The sequence below is a fragment of the Qipengyuania sp. JC766 genome (assembly GCF_040717445.1).
Classification (GTDB): Bacteria; Pseudomonadota; Alphaproteobacteria; order Sphingomonadales; family Sphingomonadaceae; genus JC766.
On sequence record NZ_JBFEFL010000001.1, the window covers coordinates 1,579,268 to 1,595,972 of the forward strand.

General features: G+C 64.3%; 17 protein-coding genes and 1 tRNA gene. 9 read left to right on the forward strand and 9 right to left on the reverse strand.

Translation table 11 applies throughout. The features are described from left to right. Positions 1 to 44: 44 nt before the first annotated feature. Positions 45 to 713, reverse strand: coding sequence for a COQ9 family protein (locus tag AB1K63_RS07700; protein WP_366959460.1), 669 nt, complete (start codon positions 711 to 713; stop codon positions 45 to 47). Positions 714 to 724: 11 nt separating this feature from the next. After that, complete coding sequence (locus AB1K63_RS07705) at positions 725 to 1,336, reverse strand: ankyrin repeat domain-containing protein (protein ID WP_366959461.1); 612 nt, start codon at positions 1,334 to 1,336, stop codon at positions 725 to 727. An 86-nt stretch (positions 1,337 to 1,422) separates the two neighbouring features. Here AB1K63_RS07705 and AB1K63_RS07710 point away from each other — a divergent pair, with 86 nt between their 5' ends. The 6 genes from AB1K63_RS07710 to AB1K63_RS07735 are packed head-to-tail and all read left to right on the forward strand — an operon-like array spanning position 1,423 to position 5,285. After that, on the forward strand, positions 1,423 to 2,034 hold the full coding sequence (locus tag AB1K63_RS07710; RefSeq protein ID WP_366959463.1) for an SCO family protein: 612 nt from the start codon (positions 1,423 to 1,425) through the stop codon (positions 2,032 to 2,034). Continuing rightward, positions 2,022 to 2,459 carry a YcgN family cysteine cluster protein gene (locus AB1K63_RS07715; RefSeq protein WP_366959465.1) on the forward strand — a complete coding sequence of 146 codons (438 nt, stop codon included), beginning with the start codon at positions 2,022 to 2,024 and terminating at the stop codon, positions 2,457 to 2,459. The genes AB1K63_RS07710 and AB1K63_RS07715 overlap by 13 nt, the downstream gene beginning before the upstream one ends. A 4-nt stretch (positions 2,460 to 2,463) precedes the next feature. Next, a complete protein-coding gene (locus AB1K63_RS07720; RefSeq protein ID WP_366959467.1) occupies positions 2,464 to 3,186 on the forward strand; it encodes a SprT family zinc-dependent metalloprotease in 723 nt (240 codons plus the stop codon). 34 nt (positions 3,187 to 3,220) lie between these two features. Next, complete coding sequence (locus AB1K63_RS07725) at positions 3,221 to 3,703, forward strand: hypothetical protein (protein ID WP_366959468.1); 483 nt, start codon at positions 3,221 to 3,223, stop codon at positions 3,701 to 3,703. Between the two features lie 10 nt (positions 3,704 to 3,713). After that, positions 3,714 to 4,655 carry a bifunctional diaminohydroxyphosphoribosylaminopyrimidine deaminase/5-amino-6-(5-phosphoribosylamino)uracil reductase RibD gene (ribD, locus tag AB1K63_RS07730; protein ID WP_366959470.1) on the forward strand — a complete coding sequence of 314 codons (942 nt, stop codon included), beginning with the start codon at positions 3,714 to 3,716 and terminating at the stop codon, positions 4,653 to 4,655. A gap of 12 nt (positions 4,656 to 4,667) precedes the next feature. Then, the gene (locus AB1K63_RS07735) at positions 4,668 to 5,285 is read left to right on the forward strand and encodes a riboflavin synthase (protein ID WP_366959471.1); all 618 of its coding nucleotides are present in this window, start codon (positions 4,668 to 4,670) and stop codon (positions 5,283 to 5,285) included. Between the two features lie 15 nt (positions 5,286 to 5,300). Here the strand turns inward: AB1K63_RS07735 and AB1K63_RS07740 are convergent, their stop codons facing one another. The 4 genes from AB1K63_RS07740 to AB1K63_RS07755 all read right to left on the reverse strand — a co-directional run bounded on the left by AB1K63_RS07740 (position 5,301) and on the right by AB1K63_RS07755 (position 9,785). Further along, a complete protein-coding gene (locus AB1K63_RS07740) occupies positions 5,301 to 6,608 on the reverse strand; it encodes a class I SAM-dependent methyltransferase (RefSeq protein ID WP_366959472.1) in 1,308 nt (435 codons plus the stop codon). Positions 6,609 to 6,721: 113 nt separating this feature from the next. Next, positions 6,722 to 7,348: a methyltransferase domain-containing protein gene (locus AB1K63_RS07745; RefSeq protein ID WP_366959473.1), complete on the reverse strand. Its 627-nt coding sequence runs from the start codon at positions 7,346 to 7,348 to the stop codon at positions 6,722 to 6,724. Between the two features lie 343 nt (positions 7,349 to 7,691). Further along, the gene (locus tag AB1K63_RS07750; RefSeq protein WP_366959474.1) at positions 7,692 to 8,867 is read right to left on the reverse strand and encodes an aromatic amino acid transaminase; all 1,176 of its coding nucleotides are present in this window, start codon (positions 8,865 to 8,867) and stop codon (positions 7,692 to 7,694) included. Between the two features lie 60 nt (positions 8,868 to 8,927). Further along, positions 8,928 to 9,785, reverse strand: a complete 858-nt coding sequence (locus tag AB1K63_RS07755) for an EipA family protein (protein ID WP_366959476.1) — start codon at positions 9,783 to 9,785, stop codon at positions 8,928 to 8,930. 221 nt (positions 9,786 to 10,006) lie between these two features. Here AB1K63_RS07755 and AB1K63_RS07760 point away from each other — a divergent pair. Continuing rightward, a tRNA-Ser gene (locus AB1K63_RS07760) sits at positions 10,007 to 10,097 on the forward strand. A 424-nt stretch (positions 10,098 to 10,521) separates the two neighbouring features. Beyond that, positions 10,522 to 11,940, forward strand: coding sequence for an HWE histidine kinase domain-containing protein (locus AB1K63_RS07765; RefSeq protein ID WP_366959477.1), 1,419 nt, complete (start codon positions 10,522 to 10,524; stop codon positions 11,938 to 11,940). Here AB1K63_RS07765 and AB1K63_RS07770 read toward each other — a convergent pair. Further along, the gene (locus AB1K63_RS07770; RefSeq protein WP_366959478.1) at positions 11,937 to 12,383 is read right to left on the reverse strand and encodes a hypothetical protein; all 447 of its coding nucleotides are present in this window, start codon (positions 12,381 to 12,383) and stop codon (positions 11,937 to 11,939) included. The two genes, AB1K63_RS07765 and AB1K63_RS07770, sit on opposite strands and share 4 nt — an antisense overlap. 131 nt (positions 12,384 to 12,514) lie before the next feature. On the opposite strand from AB1K63_RS07770, the gene AB1K63_RS07775 reads away from it, so the two are divergent. After that, complete coding sequence (locus AB1K63_RS07775) at positions 12,515 to 15,394, forward strand: chemotaxis protein CheB (RefSeq protein WP_366959479.1); 2,880 nt, start codon at positions 12,515 to 12,517, stop codon at positions 15,392 to 15,394. Between the two features lie 86 nt (positions 15,395 to 15,480). Here AB1K63_RS07775 and AB1K63_RS07780 read toward each other — a convergent pair whose 3' ends face one another. Together AB1K63_RS07780 and AB1K63_RS07785 are read right to left on the reverse strand one after the other, a co-directional pair. Then, positions 15,481 to 15,837: a PRC-barrel domain-containing protein gene (locus AB1K63_RS07780; protein ID WP_366959482.1), complete on the reverse strand. Its 357-nt coding sequence runs from the start codon at positions 15,835 to 15,837 to the stop codon at positions 15,481 to 15,483. Between the two features lie 176 nt (positions 15,838 to 16,013). Beyond that, positions 16,014 to 16,616 carry a hypothetical protein gene (locus AB1K63_RS07785; RefSeq protein ID WP_366959483.1) on the reverse strand — a complete coding sequence of 201 codons (603 nt, stop codon included), beginning with the start codon at positions 16,614 to 16,616 and terminating at the stop codon, positions 16,014 to 16,016. Between the last annotated feature and the right edge of the window lie 89 nt (positions 16,617 to 16,705).

Below are 16,705 nucleotides of genomic sequence, written 5' to 3' on the forward strand. Positions count from 1 at the left end.
ATTTTGCAACCGATTATCAATAGCGCCCGAGGGCGTCCGGATCGTCAGCTTGCCGGGTAGCGCAGCCGGCCCAGCAAGCGGGTCAGGCTGAACCTTTCGCGGTCGGAGCCGGTCCATTGCGCCTTTGCCTTTTCGAACCGCATGATCCCGTCGATCCGCCTGTCGAGAAAGGCGTGCGTGTCCGCCTTCCCATCCGATGTATCGTCCGCGAAGACCGCCAGCGTCGCACCGTAGATCGAGGCGAGGATCGCACGCTTGGTGTAATGGTTGTAATCCGTCGCGGTATCGCCGGCGAGCCGCCACATCCTGTCCGCGCTGTTCCAGCCGACCTTCAAGGCGCGCGGCGCGTTCTGGGGCATGGCCATGATCGCGGTCGCACGGCGCAGCGCTTCTTCCTGCCCGGCGATCGCGTCCAGCCGGAAAAGGACGAGCGTGCGGATCCGGTCGCGGATCTTCATCTCGGCGAGCTTTTCCTTCGGCAGTTCCGCCGCCATCGCCGCGTCGACCGAATCGACCCAGGCGACGATCATTTCCATCGGTCCGCCCTTGTATGCCAGCCGCGCCACGTCCGGATCGACGCCGGACATTTCGGCTGCCGTGGTGACGGCGATATCGGTCCACCCGTCGAAGACCGCGTTTTCCGCGACGACCGGCGCGAGTGCGACGCGCAGCTCGTCCAGCGTCATGTCGGTGTAATCGGGCGTTCCGGTCATCGTCTCGTCCATCATTGCGTCGGGCCGAAGGTCTGTTTGGAACCCTTGCCGGCGCGATCCTCGTCCGCCTTTTCCAGCTCGTCCAGCAGGCGCGTGTTCGCGGTCATCAGGGACACGTAATCGCGGGCCGAACGGCCGGACGTATCGGTCCGGTCCGGGTTGGCACCATTGGCCAGCAGCAACCTCACCAGCTCGACGTCCCGCCGATGGACCGCTGAAATGAGCGGCGTCTCGCCCGCCGAATTGGTTACGTCTACCCGCGCGCCTGCCTTCAGCAGGACTTCGACCCCGTCCACGTTACCCTGCGCCGCCGCGATATCGAGCGGCGTGTTGCCCTCGGCATCGGCGATGTTGGGGTTGGCGCCCTTCTGGATCAGGAAGCGCATCCACTGCGTGTCGCGACGCTGGGTCACGATATGCAGGGCGGTCTGCCCGCTCTTGCGCTCCTTGGTGTTGACCAGCACGTTGCCGGGCGTCGACAGCATCTGCGTCGCCACGGTTCCGTCGCGGTCCTTCACTGCCTGGAGGAAGTTGTAGCCGTCGGTGTGTTGCGCCGCGGCCGGCGTCGCTGCCAGCGCGAGCGCAGCTGCGGGAATGAGGAGCCGGAAAATACCGTGTGCCATCGATTGCGGACCCTGTCTGAAATCACGAAATAGGACGTGTACGTCCCTTGCGAAAGGGCGATTAGCAGACCATGAAGCCGAGGACCATGCACCAGATAATCCGAACCCTCCTGCCCTGCGCCGCGCTGGCCCTGGCGGCCTGTGGCACATCCGAAACCGACGACGCGCCGATCGAGGCCGAACTGGGCGCCGACCTTCGCGGCAGCGGCATCGGCGGACCATTCGAACTCACGGGCGAGGATGGCCAGACCGTGCGCTGGGACGATTTCGACGGCCAGTACCGCATTATCTATTTCGGCTACACCTTCTGTCCCGATTTCTGCCCGACTGACGTCTCGCGCGCCATGGCGGGGCTCAAGACGTTCGAGCAGGAACATCCCGAGCGCGCGGCAAAGGTCCAGCCGCTGTTCGTGGGAGTCGATCCGGAACGCGACACGCTTCAGGCGCTGCGCGAATTCACCGACCAGTATCATCCGCGCCTGATCGGGATGACCGGGGAACCGGAAGTCCTGCAGGAAACCGCCAAGGCCTTTGCTGCCGATTTCAGGAAGCGCGAACCGAACGAGGAAGGCGGCTACCTGGTCGACCATACCGTCATCACCTACCTGTTCGGCCCCGATGGGGAGGCGCTAACCACGCTCGCCACCGATCAGGGTCCGGAAGCCGTCGCCCGGCAACTCGATTCATGGGTGCGCTGAGGGACCGGTTCTGGGAACTGCCGCTCGCCGAACTGGACGAAGGCGAGTGGGAAGCCCTGTGCGACGGGTGCGGGCGGTGCTGCCTGCACAAGATCGAGGACGAGGATACCGGCGCGATCGAGGACACGAATGTCGCCTGCAAGCTACTCGACACCCGGACGGCGCGCTGCAGCGACTATCGCAACCGCAAGGCCTTCGTGCCGGACTGCATGCGGCTGACCCTCAGGATCGTCGAGGATGTCGAGTGGCTGCCGAAGACCTGCGCCTATCGCCTGCGCGCGGCGGGCAAGCCGCTGCCGGACTGGCATCACCTGAAGACGGGCGACCTTTCCTCGGTCGAACGCGCCGGTGTCTCGGTCGCCGGTCGAGTCATCAGCGAAACGAAGGCCGGTCCGCTCGAACACCACGTGGTCGAGTGGGACTGACGCCATGATCGACTGGCTGCGGCGCGACCGGGCGGACCCGGTGGTCGAGATCGACGGGCGGGAGCTGCCGCTCGCGCTGCGCCGCCATCCACGCGCGCGGCGCATGACCATGCGGCTGGCCCCGGACGGATCGGAAATCCGCATCACCCTGCCCCCGCAGGGGCGGACGGCCGAAGCTCTGGAATTCGCGCGCTCGCGTAGCGGCTGGCTGGGCCGGCAGCTGCAACGCACGATCGTGAGGGAAGCCCCGGGCAATGGCAGCACGCTCGCCTATCGCGGCCGGGACCATCGCGTGCTCTGGGACGCGAAGGCCGCGCGCGGCGTCCGTGTGCTGGACGGTGAAATGCACCTCGGCGGACCGGAAGACCGCATTGCGGACCGGCTGGAACGCTGGTTGCGGCAGGAAGCCGTGCGCCTCTCCGCCGTGGATCTCGCCTTCTTCTGCGACCGGGCCGGGATCGAGGTGCCCGCCATCCGCCTCTCGCGCGCCCAGCGCCGCTGGGGCAGCTGCAGCAGCGCCGGGACGGTCCGCATCAACTGGCGGCTGGCGATGGCGCCCGATGCGGTGCGCCGTTCCGTCGTCGCGCACGAGACCGCGCATCTCGTCCATTTCGACCACAGCCGCGCGTTCCACGCCCTGCTGGACCGCATCTACGACGGCGATCTTCCGGCGGCGGATCGCTGGCTGAAACAGCACGGGCGCGGCCTCTACGCGCCATTCGGCTAGCATTCAGCGCGCCAAGCCTATATCCTTGCGGGCAATGCGCTTTTTCAAAAGACTCAACCCCGTCCCCGGATTGAAGGACTTCTGGACCGAATTCCGCCGCCCCCAGCCCTATCGCGTGCCGATCCTGCTGGTGTCCTGCCTGTTCACCGGGACGATCATCTGGATGGGCATTCCGAAGGGCGGCATGGCCCCGGCGGAAGAGCCGGACGTGATCTATATCACGACCTTCTCGCCCGACCGCTCGCTGGAGGAAATCCGCCAGAGCAACCTCGCCAACCAGGAACGCAAGGAAGCGCGCGAAGCTGCGCTTGCCGCGCGGGAAGAGCGCATCAAGGGCCTCTACCGCGCGCTCGGCCGGGCGACCGGCGTCGACGTAGACGAGATGGAACGCGAGATCGCCCGCGAGGAGGCCGCACAGGCCGCCGAGGAAGCGGCGCTGCGCGAAGAGCTGATGCAGAACATCCCCGCGCCGTCCGCGACCGGCTCGCGCGCAACCGGGTCCGCCCCTGCGGAATGACGCCGACTGGATGGCGGCAGCCGCGCGGCTGGCCGCCCGCGCGCGGCCGCTGAGCCGGCCCAATCCCGGAGTGGGCGCGATCGTCGTGAAGGACGGCCGCGTCGTCGGGCGCGGCTGGACCCGGCCGGGCGGACGTCCCCACGCAGAGGCGATGGCGCTCGACATGGCGGGGCCGCTGGCAACGGGCGCTACGCTTTACGCGACGCTCGAACCCTGCATGCACGATTCACCGCGTGGGCCAGCCTGCGCGGACCTGATCGCCCGGTCCGGCCTCGCGCGCTGCGTTTACGCGGTAGAGGATCCCGATCCGCGCACCGCCGGCGCGGGTGCCGCGCATATCGGAACCTCCGGAACCGTCGTGGACAAGATCGACTGCCCGCAGGCGGAGGACAGCCTTGCCGGCTATCTGATGCGCAGCCGGCGGGGGCGGCCACATGTCACGCTCAAGCTCGCCATGTCGCTCGACGGGCGGATCGCGCTGCCATCGGGCGAAAGCCGGTGGATCACCGGGGCCGTCGCCCGTGCGCATGTCCATTCGCGCCGGGCCATGGCCGATGCCATCCTGGTCGGGGGCGGAACCTGGCGCCAGGATCGCCCCCGCCTCGACGTGCGCCTGCCCGGCCTCGAAAGCCGCAGCCCCGACCGTGTCGTGCTGACGCGCGGCGAAGTGGACGGCGCGCACGCGATCGCGGAGCCGCAAGCCATCGCCGGCCTGGACGGCGTGCAGTATCTCTACATCGAAGGCGGCGCGAAGGCGGCCGCTGCGTTCCTCAGCGCCGATCTCGTCGACCGGCTGGAAATCTACCGCGCACCGATCCTCGTAGGCGAAGGCCTGCCGGCGATCGCCGATATCGGTCTCGCCGATCTGGCGCAGGCGCACGGACGCTGGCGAGAGGACGAAAGCCGGCAGCTTGGCAGCGACAGCTGGCACGTCTATCGCCGCGTGCGATAAGGGGAACCCGCCATGTTCACAGGCATCGTCACGGCCATCGGTACGATTACTCAGGTGGAACGCCGCGCCGATCTGCGCGTGCGCATCGCCTGCCCGTACGATCCCGATACGATGGCCATCGGCGCGTCGATCGCCTGTTCCGGCGTGTGTCTGACCGTGGTCGATCGCGGCGGGCAGGAAGGCGATGCCTGGTTCGCGGTCGACGTGTCGCAGGAAACCGTCTCGCGCACGGCGAAGGGCCAGTGGGAAACGGGCCGCCGACTGAACCTGGAGCGGGCGCTGAAAGTGGGCGACGAACTGGGCGGCCATCTCGTCACCGGCCATGTCGATTGCCTCGGCACGATCCGCATGGCCCGCGACGAAGGCGGCTCGACCCGCCTCGCCATCCGCGCACCGGCGGAATACGCCCCCTTCCTCGCGCCCAAGGGCTCGATCACCATCGACGGCGTCTCGCTGACCGTCAACGACGTGCGCGACCAGGCCGACCGCAGCTGCGATTTCGCGCTCAACATCATACCCCACACCGGTGAGGTAACGACGCTGGGCGCGCTGGAGGAAGGCGACACGGTCAATCTGGAAATCGACGTGCTCGCCCGGTACCTGAAGCGCATGCAGGCCGTCCGCGGCTGAACGGACGGCCGGACGTCAGCGTCCGCCCGGCGGATCTTCCTCGGACAATGTCGCAGCATGGCGCAGCAGCCGCTCCGCCCCGATCTCGCCGATCAGCGCGTAGGCGAACGGGCCCTCTTCCCAATAGGCGATCGACGCACCCTCGCGCCGCGCCAGGACGGGCAAATCCTCGGCCGGCGTTTCGGCCCGTGCGGCGAACAGGGTCAGTCGCGCTCCGTCCTGCGTTACGACCGGCACGGTGAGCGCATTGCCGAGGTCCGAAGGATCGAGCTGCACGGCGCCGACCCGCCAGTTTTCCGGCAATGCGGGCAGTTCCAGCCCGGCCCCCGCCGCCAGCCGGCCCGCGTCCCGCGGATCGGGTACGCCGACCATCGCAGCTTCGCGCGCGCGGCTCGCCGCATGCGAAGCGTGCGCTTCGTCCACGATTTCCGAAGCCTGCGCCGTGGGCGAAAGACCGACGGCGAATTCGTGGCTCAGCCAGCCGGCACCGAACATCAGGGCCAGCGCGGCGACCCGGCGCCAGTGGCGCGTGGGTTCGTTGTCGTTGGAGGGCTGCAAAGCCGGCGTGCCTGTTTCACCCTGCTTCAGCCTGCGCCCGATCAGCGTGCCCTTGGTGCTGCCACCATGGCGTTCGAAGCGCATATCCGGCCAGTTCCTGCGCCACCTGCGCGCCACGACCCGCTCGCCGGGCCTCGAGGCATCGTCCAGCAGTACCATGCCGCCGGGCGACAGGCGGTCGAACAGGGTTTCGGCAGCGCCGCGCACGAAGGGATGGATCGCCCAGGGCGGACCATCGATGATGATGAGGTCGATCGTTTCCGGCACGTCCTCCAGCGCATACCAGCGCCCGGGCCAGTCGCTGGCATCGGCGGAAAGCGGTGCCCAGCGCAGATCCGCCTGGCCGCCTTCTTCCGCGACCCAGCGAGCCGTCGCATCGACGAAGCCACGATGCTGGTCGTAGCTGACCAGCCGTCCGCCGCCGTTGCGCTCGAGGGCCTTGGCGCAGACGAGGGTCGATGCCCCCGCGCCGAGTTCGACCACGACTTTCGGCCGTATCTCCTCCACCGCATCGACTATCCGGTGGAGAAGACCGGTATCCGCCTTCCAGCTGCCGAGGTTCGGCAGAGAGTCCGGGCCAAGCCCTACTCGCTCCAGTAATCGCGCCTTGCTCCGCTGCGTCCCGCCCCAGAGGCTGTAGAGCAGCCAGGGCCAGCCGATCGCGCCATAGGCAATACGGTGCGCCACATCGGAGAAGGACGCGCGCGTCGCGTCTTCCGTATCATCCGGCAACGCCAGCAGGCGCGTGGTGTCTCGCGACGTCATGGGCAGGTCCTGTCCAAATTCAGCGGTGGGGTGGCGCCCGCCTAGTGCGCCTCCTTTCAATCCGCAAATGCGGTGCCGCACGCGCCTGAGAGTTAGGCCAAAAAGCCTCGAGACTACCGGGCCAGTTTCTCGACCACGTAGACCTTCGAGCCGTTGTTCTCCTCGTACCCCGTCAGGTGGGGGCCGTGCTCGTCGTGGAGGACCTTGACCTCGCCCGCCTCCGCGCTCCTGTCCACCAGCTTCGCATAGTCGGGTTCGGCCAAGCTCAGATCGTTGACGGAGAACGCCAGCAATGCGCCGGGGCGCATGGCCGTGATGAGATCGCCGTAGAGCGAAGGCGGCGCCGCGCCCTTGCTGATGACACCTGCCGCGACGATCACCGGATACTGCGCGTAGCGATCGGGCAGCGGGGCATCGGGCTCGATCAGGTCGAGCGTGCGGTAAACCTCGCATTCGCGGGCGCGGTCGAGCATCTTCTGCGACAGGTCCGCGCCGTCGATCCGGCTGAAACCCGCCTCGTCCAGCGCGACGCCCGAAAGGCCCGTGCCGCAGCCATGGTCCATGACGGCCACGTCGCGATCGGGCACCAAGCGGCCGAGCGCATCCGCGATGCGGGTGGGGGTGAGATAGCCATTGCCCACGACATCGCTGTCGTAGTCGTCCGCCCATTTGTCGTAGAGTTCGCGCATCTCCGCGTCGCCGGAAGCGGTGTAGATGCGGTCGAGGTCCTTGTCTGCCATGCGAGTCCGTTCCTTCCGAGTTCTCGTATGGTCGCGAAGCGTTAGGCTTCGTCCGGGGGGCAGGTCAAACGCAGTGGACGGTATTCGCGGCGCGGGACCGCGATTTGTGCTGTCCTACACGGACGAAATCTGGCCTGAGTGGGGAGATGCAGCCTGCCGCGCCCCCTTTCCGGATTTATTTTCGCGCCCGTACGCCGCGCGCCATGTGGTGTGATCGTCGGCGCGCCACAAAGGCCACGGTCCGGCGTGTGCCAGAGCCACGAAATCGGCCGGCGGCCGCGGGTTTGCGGGGGGAGCCAGGATTTTCGGAAAGACCGGTCAAGCGGTCCATGTCTCGCCCGAGTCAGGCGGTCACATCGGCGAGCGCCGCGATGAACTTCTCGACATTGCCCCGGGTCAGGCCGGCGATGTTGATTCGGCCCGATCCGGCCATGTATACCGCATGGTCCTTGCGCATGGCGGCAATCTGGTCCGGCGTGAGGGCGAGCATCCCGAAGAGGCCGTTCTGCCGGCCGAGTTGCTGCAGGTCGAGCCCGGGCACCTCGTTGTCGGCTGCGGCCAGCCGGTCGCGCACGGAGCGCAACCGGGTGCGCATCGAATCGAGTTCGTCGTGCCATTCGCGCGTCATGCCCTCGTCCCGCAGCACCACGCGGACCGCTGCGCCGCCATGGTCCGGCGGCATCGACCAGTTGGCCCGTGCCAGCGCGTTGGCGTTGGACATGATCGCCGGCAGGTCCGAACCATCCGCCGCCTGGACGAAGAACGCGCCCACCCGGTCGCGATAGAGGCCGAAGTTCTTGTCGCAGCTATATGCCACCAGCGCTTCGGGCACCCGCGCCAGCACGGTGCGAAGGCCCGCCGCGTCTTCCTCGAGCCCCTGCCCCAGGCCCTGGTAAGCGCTGTCGATGATCGGGAGGACGGGACTGTCCGCGAGAGCCGCGGCGATGCGGTCCCACTGGTCCTGCGTGTACTCGACGCCGGTCGGGTTGTGGCAGCATGCATGCAGCAGCACGGCATCGCCCTCGCCCCCGTTGCGGATCGCGGTCAGCACGGCTTCCAGATCGGCATCGCCGTCGGGCGTCGCGTGCGGAAAAGTGACCGTTTCCAGGCCCACATCGTCGAGGATCTGCTTGTGGTTCGGCCAGCTCGGCACGCCGAGATGGACCCGCGTCACGCCGGCCTTTTGCGCCAGGGCCACCGCGAGCCGGACCGCGCCGGTCCCGCCCGGCGTCTGCATTCCGGCGATCCGGTCAGCGGCAAGGTCCGCGCCGAAGATGTAGGGCACCAGCGCATCGACGAAGTCGGTGTCGCCTTCGGGCCCCAGATAGCTCTTGCTGTCCTGCTCCTCGAGCAGCTTCGCCTCGGCCTGCTTGATCGCCCGGAAGACAGGCGTCGCGCCGTCGTCCGTGCGGTAGACCCCGACGCCGAGATCGATCTTGTCCGCCCGCTCGTCCTCGGCAAACAGCTTGATCAGCGCCAGCAGCGCATCGGGCGATTGGGGTTCGAGCTTGTGCAACATGCCGACCCCTTGCCGTGCAAGGGGCGGCGCTTCAACTGGAAATATGGAGTATGCAGCGGCTCAGAACGGCAGCCACTTATGCTCCTTGGAGAACTTCATGTAGCCCGCATTGATGCCCAGCCGCAGCCCGGCACCCACGCGGATCGGGATCAGCACCTTGTCGCCCTTGCGCAGGTAACTCGCCGTGACCCCGCCGATGGCATAGGCGTTGCCCTCGCCCGACGGGAAACGGGAATAGAGCTCTTCCGTGTCGTAGAGGTTGTAGACCAGCACGAAGGTATTGCCGGCGTTGCCGCCGACATCGAACCCCACCGACGGCCCCGTCCAGTAGACTGGGCGCTGCCCTTCCACCTTGTGGAACAGCGTTCCAGAGCCGTAGCGCGCCCCCACGATGAACGCGCCGCCCGCCTCACGGCCGACGATGTAGGCATTGGGCTCGCCCTGGTCCTTCAGGACGCGCTGGATCATTCGCGCGATCTCTTCCGCACCTTCGCCGAAGAGGCCCTCGGCCGCACCGATCAGGTCGTCTTCCTTGTAGGTGGTACCTTGCGCAGCAGCCACTTCCGGGCTCGCCGCGGCCTGCGAGGCGGCAACGGATGCATCGGGCGAGGTCACGACCGGATCGGACCAGCTCGGCGCGACGTCGGCAGCTTCGTCGAAGGCATCCTCGAAGCCTGGCTCCGCCACGGGCCGGGTCACGGTCGGGCCCGATTCGGGAGGCCGGGAACTGGGCGCGGCATCCTGATCCGGCGTGTAGTAATACGGCTCGCCCGGCTGCTCGGCCAGGTCGGCATCGATCGCGGCGTTCGGATCGACCTCCTCGATCGGCTGCGCAGAGAGCGGCGCGGCAAAGATGGCCATGGATGCGAAGGCGGCGGCCAGGGCGGCCCTGGCGCGCTTCGGTGCGAATGAAAGCATGCGATGGTCCTCCCGTCGAACTGTCCCGCACGACCCGGCTGGCCGTGCGAACCCGCGCCCATCAGAGTCCTATGATGCTGACCCGGCAATGAATGCGCGCCGAAGCGAATCCAAAACGCGGCGAACCGAGTCCTCCCCGACCGAAATCGGAAAGCTCAGCCCCCTTGATGCCCCCCGCACGCACCGCTATAGGCCGCCTCCCGATCCGCCCGTGCGGACGCGGAGACGTGGGTGAGTGGCTGAAACCAGTTCCCTGCTAAGGAACCATACCCTATTCGGGTATCGAGGGTTCGAATCCCTCCGTCTCCGCCATTCTCCCCTGTTTTCTATGAACAATTTGCAACGATGTGCGCATGTTCCCAAAATCGCTCCCTAAATGGAACGCTACTGCGCGAGTCCTTCGCGGTGAAAGATAGCACCATTGGATACCAATCGAAGCGATGGCGTCATACGGATCCTAGATAAGCGTTTGCGCGGAGCGCCTTTGGCATTTCGTGTCCCTTTGCAAAGTCTGCGGCAAACAAAAAGCAAGTAATACGCCAGTCAAGGCATACCGCCGGAGGGCGATCGATTCCTCTCACGCCGGGAACTTACAACGGTTTGTGCAAGCGCTTGCAAACATAAGACATGTTTCCGGCCTTCGTCCGGTGGCGTACGCTCCATCACTATAGCCATCGTATATCTAGGGTGGTCCGTGACTTGAAAAACTTTGCAAGTCACAAGGTGGAGCAAAGTTATGGAAAGCCTGAGGCAATCCCCCTCGCACGCAGGCTATTCGCATGGGCCAGGCGACGTGTTCGAAAACCCGAATGGCTGGCTCGGCGCGCTGAGCAGCAAAGAACGCGAAGCGATAAAAGAGATCGCCGAGAAGCCGCGCGAAATAGCTGGCAAGACCGACTTCCTCGCCGAAGGTGAGAACGATGGGCGGCTGCATATCTTGACCGAAGGCTGGGCTGTCCGATACCTTACCGGTGCCAACGGCTGGCGTCAGATCGTCGCGGTGAACCTGCCCGGCGATATTCTCGACGCGGAGCGGTTGTATCTGGACCGCACGCGGTTCGGCCTGGCAACGATCACCGATTGCACCGTACTCCAGCTTGACCGACAGCAACTGCGCGAACTGGCGCAGAATAGCCCTGCAGTCTGTCGCGCCTTTGGCGCCGCGGTGGCGATCGAAAGGTGCGGAGCAGGCGAGAGCGCAGCCAGGCTCGGTCAGAGATGCGCGCGCAACCGGATGGCGCATTTCTTCTGCGAGATGGCAGCGCGCCTTGACAAAATCACCGCTGCCACGTGGCGCGGACACCATTTTCCGATCACTCAGGAGCAGCTTGGCTGCATTCTGGGAATGTCGGTCGTACACGTCAATCGGACGCTGCAGGACCTGCGAGCGGACGGGCTGATCGAAGTGCGTGCGCAGCGCATGCAGATACTCGACAGGGAGAAGCTCGAACAGATCGCCGAATTCGATGACAGCTACCTGCATCTGGAGCCGGTACGCCCCCGGTCCCGGACCGATGACAGCGAGGCGAATGTCGCTACGATCGTGTCGGATGACAATCTTCGCGAAGTGGCGTCGGAAGAACTCAGGCACCGATACAAGAACCTGCTGGCAGTCGTCCAATCGCTCGTGCGACAAACCTTGCGCGACGACGTCGAAATCTCGACGTCCCGAAAGGTCTTGCAAGGACGCCTCGAGGCGATGCGACGTTCGGTAGAGGCATTGACGCCGGGATCCTGGCACCGCGGTTCGCTTGCCGACACGATACGGCGGGCAATGGAGATCACCGAAGGCAGTGACCGCATCTCGTGCCACGGACCGGACCTGCAACTTGGCGGCAAGTCGCTCATGACTCTCGCCTTGGCGCTTCACGAGTTGCAGACAAACGCGATGAAGCACGGTGCGCTATCGAATGATGGTGGTAGCGTCCGTCTGTTCTGGAAGATCGTCGAGAGCGATGAGGGACAGCGTTTGTGGATGCAATGGACGGAAAGCGACGGTCCGGAAGTCAGAAAACCGGAAAGGACCGGCTTTGGGGCGCGTCTCCTTTCGAGCGCAGCGGCGCGCTCACTTTCCGGAGAAGCGGTGCTTGATTACACGCCGGAAGGCCTGACATGGCTCCTGATCGCGCCTCTCAAGACTTTGTCGAAAGACTAGGCGTTCACAGTTTCCTCAGCATCGCCTGTCGAACGCGCGCGAGAAAGAAGGTCGATCCTGCCGAGCAGGCTTTGAGCCTCATCGAGAGCAGAGCGAACTTCGGCAAAGCTCGAACGAATTTCGTTGCGTGCCTCGGTCGCTCTTCGATGCGTGCGGTGAAGGTTCATCACGAGTTCGGATGAATGTAGCGCGTCCTGCCCCACCAGCCGGCATCTTTCGAGCACTTCGAAGAACGGCAGGTTGAAAAGGAAACGGCCGGTCGCGTCGGTAATCTCGAATGCGCACAGGGTCGGCTCCCGCCGCGCGACAAGCAATTCGGACCACATCGCGCACGCGGCCGTCGATGCCTGGTCCAGCGCCTCCTCGGCACTGCCAAATTCGATTCCCAGTTCGTCCGGAACGAGCGTATCGCCATTGCGAAAATGGAAGAAATAACGGGCCAATTCGGGTCCTGTCGTGTAACGTGTTCGAGATAAAGGCTTTTACGCGAACGTAGCTCGCCCCGTTTCGAACCCTAGAACGTTGAATTCGCGCATCACGCCACACCTTCATCAAGGATGCAACAGGGCATACGATGCCAAATTTTGTTAACAAGAAACACGATCACCGGTCCGAAACGCCGATCTGCGCCATCGGTGCTTCCGCAGGTGGTATACCTGCCCTGCAGAAGTTCTTCGGCGCAATCGATCCCGATTTGGGCCTGGCCTACGTGGTGATTGTTCACCTTGCTCCGGATTACCCGAGCCATCTTTCCGAAATACTGGCGAAATGTACGGACATGCCGGTCAATCAGGTGTCCGACACGCCAGAACTTAAACCGAATTGCGTCTACGTGATTGCGCCCGACTGCGAATTGATCGTCAAGGGAAACGAAATCCGTTCTCGCCCTTTCACGGAACCGCGCGGCAAACGATCGCCGATCGATATGTTCTTTCGCTCGATCGCCTCCGCTCGCGGTGACGGGTTCGCGGTCGTCTTGACCGGAGCGGGCGCTGACGGCTCGGTCGGGGTACGTGACGTCAAAGAAGCCGGCGGATTGATACTGGTTCAGGATCCCGCCGAAGCCGAATTCCCGATGATGCCACGCAGTGCCATCGCGACCGGAGTTGCAGATTTCGTCGAACCCATTGCAGGCCTTGCAAAGCGGATCAGGCAGACCTCGCGGAGCAAGCACGAACTGCGTGAGACGCCGAACGAAGACGCCGAACTCCAGGTGGGCAAGATCCTGTCGTTCCTTTATGCGCGAACCGGGTACGATTTCAGCAGCTACAAGTCCGCGACCGTGCACAGGCGGATCGGGCGGCGAATGCAGGTGACCCGCCAGCCCGCACTGGTCGATTATGCACGCTATCTCAGTGAAACACCGGAAGAGGCACAGGAACTCTTCGGCGACCTGCTTATTTCCGTGACCTCGTTTTTTCGGGACCGCGAGGCGTTTGTCGAACTGGCCGATTCCGTCATTCCATCCCTGTTGAACTCGCACGGAGAAACGGAGCCGATCCGGATATGGTCGGTCGGCTGCGCAACGGGTGAGGAAGCCTATTCCATCGCCATACTGTTGCTGGAAGAGGCCGACCGGCGGGGAATTCAGCCCAGCGTGCAGATATTCGCGAGCGACCTCGACGAGGGTGCGCTCGCGACGGCCAGGGAAGGTCGCTATCCGCGCTCGATCGAGGCCGATCTTTCGGACGAAAGACTGCAGCGTTTCTTCGTCCGCGAACTCGAACATTATCGCATCCGCAAGGAGGTTCGCGACATGGTCCTGTTCGCACATCACAGCGCCATGAAGGATCCGCCCTTCCTGCACATGGATATGGTCAGTTGCCGGAACCTGCTGATCTATCTCGAGCGGGAGATGCAGGGACAATTGCTGGCCCTGTTCCATTATTCGCTCAGCCCGGGCCGTTTCCTCTTTCTCGGGTCGGCGGAAACCGCGGATGCGCGCCCGGAGCTTTTTGCCACCCATTCGCGCGACCGGCGTATCTATACCGCCAAACCGCGCAACAAGGGCTCGATCGAATTCCTCGGCCAGTTGCCGCGCAAGTGGCATCGCGACGGTACCGGGTCCGCCAAGCGCAGGGGCGACAGACAGGAAAACTCGTCGGGATCGGCTCATGTAGCAAAGCTGGAAGACGTTGCGCCGCCATCCGTGCTCGTCGACGAAGACCACCGGGTACTCAATCTATCTCCTCGGGCCGGTCGCTTCATCATGCCGCCGACAGGACCGCTCAGCCAGGAACTCCCGGATCTCGTGCGGCCCGAACTTCGAGCAGAACTGCGAAGTGCGCTGCATCGGGCGTTCGCCGAGCTGTCTTCGCACTTCACGCAGCCCCTGAATGTCACCTTCGATGGAAAGACCCACCGGGTGACGCTGTACGTCGCTGCCAGTGCACCGGAACCCAACATCGCGCCGCAAGCACTTGTCGTCTTCATGGACGGAGGCGAAGTGCCTTCGGAAGACCAAACTTCCGAGAGCAACGGGCCCGGTATCGCCAGCGAGATCCAGCGCCTGCGGGAGGAACTGCGAGCAGCGCAGGAGCGATTGAGTACCAGCCGCCGGGAGCATGAGACCTCGTTGCAGGAATTGCGCATCGCCAATGAGGAATTGCAGTCCATCAACGAGGAGTACCGTTCCACTGCCGAGGAACTGGAAACGAGTAAGGAAGAGCTTCAGTCGATCAATGAGGAACTCCAGACGGTAAACGGCGAACTCAAGAACAAGCTCGACAGTATCGCCGGGGCGCACAGCGATCTGCAAAATCTGATCAATGCGACCGAAATCGGAACGCTTTTCCTGGACGGCAAGCTGCGGATCAAGATGCTGACCCCCGCGGTCGAGCGGCTTTTCAGCGTAACCGGCTCGGATGTCGGACGACCGATCACGGATTTCACGCACAAGCTGGTTTACGATGGAGTGGAGCACGACGCCCGGAGGGTTCTCGACGACCTCGTTCCACTGGAAAGCGAAGTGCAGACGAAGGACGGACGCTGGCTCATGATGCGCCTGCGGCCCTACCGGACGCTGGAGGATCGGATCGAAGGGATCGTCGTCAGCTTCGTCGACATAACGAAGCGGCGCGAAGCCGAAGAAAAGCTGCGCCTAAGCGAGGAACGTTTCCGGGCACTGTTCGAAAACATGGACGACGGTTTCCTGCTCGTCGCGCGCGACGATGCCGTCGAGGGACAGAGGCTCAAACTGCTTGAAGCAAATCCGGCGGCGCGAAGGCTGCTCGGTTCGGCAGTGGAAGGGGATTATGTAACCGACACGAAAAACGGGATCGACGACCTCTCTCAAAAGCTGCTGGAACTGGTCAACCAAAGCCTTGAGCAACGAGAGACGCGGAGGGCGTCCCTTGACGACAGGACGGAGCATGTCAGCCTGCAGTTCAGCGCGACACCCTCGGACGGCACGAGGGCCATTCTGTCGTTCCGGATAATGGCGCGGAGCGAATGACGAAAGAGGACCGGATCGCGGTGCGATCCGGTCCTCGTGCCTGCCCAATCATTCGATGGCCGAAATGCGCAGACCAAACGGGTAGATCAGTGTCCGCCGTAGTAGTGGCGCACATCGGCGCCATATCCACGGCCGTAATCGATCTGGTCGCCGGCGCGGTGGCTCGGCGCGTCTTCGAGATCGCGCTCGGTGATATTCACGACGTAGCCGTTCTCGTCCTCGTCGTAATCGAGTTCGTCCCAGGGAAGCGGATAGTGCCGTTCGCCCATGCCGAGAAAGCCGCCGAACGAGAGGACTGCATATTCGACGCGTCCACTGCGCTTGCCGACCATGAAGTTTTCGATCGAGCCAAGCCGGTTGCCGTTGCGATCGTAAACCGCCGTGCCTTCAACCCGGTCGGACGCGATCAGGCCGCCAGTCTCGTTGCGATCCCGTCGGCTCATCGTATTCCGGCCACCTCGTCCGGAAGTCCGGTCGCGATCATTGCCGCGCCAGTCCGAACGACTGGAGCGTGTCCCGCTGCTGTATTGATTGCGGTCATATGCCATGGTTCAATTCCTTGTTGTCTGATGAGACCGGCGCCCGCCGTCGATAGGGGTGCCGGCTTGAAGTTGCGGCTCTACGAATTGCCCGACTTGGACGTGGAACTCTTGCCGCCGCTCTTGCTGGAAGAACTGTCATCCGATCCATCGGAGGAGCTGGAGCCTCGGTTCGCTTCGCGGTCTCGGCGCCACTCGTCGAAATCCTGGCCCATGCGTTCTTGACGATCCCGGCGATATTCGTCGTAATCGCGATCGAATTCGCGCATGTGTCGTTCGCGAAGCGAATGGTAGTGATCGTCGTCTCCGCCGCGGGAGCGGGAGCCCTGACGGTCGCGATAATCGTCACGTCCGTATCCGCCGGAACTTTCGTTGCGGTCGTAGTTCCGGTCGTCGTCGTAATTGTAGCCGCCGCCGGAACCCGAATAGGACCCGCCGCGACCGCGGGACATCCCGCTTCCCGGACGACTGCCGAAATTGCTGTCTCCGTCCCGGTACCGATCGTCGCCCGATCCGGAGCGATAGCCCCGGTCGGAACCGTAATCCTGTCGGGAGTAACCGCCGCCGGTTTCCTGATTGTCGCGCCGATAGCCGTCATTTCCGCCCCAACGGTCTCGACCGCCATCGTCGTTCCGATAGTCCTGATCGTAGCCGCCGTCTCTGCGGTTGTTTCGTCGTGCCATTCGTTCTCTCCTTTTTGAACAGCGTTGTCCCGAAAGAACGGAAGCGACAGAATTCCTTTTCCTTTTTGACCTTTCTTGGTGCCGGATAG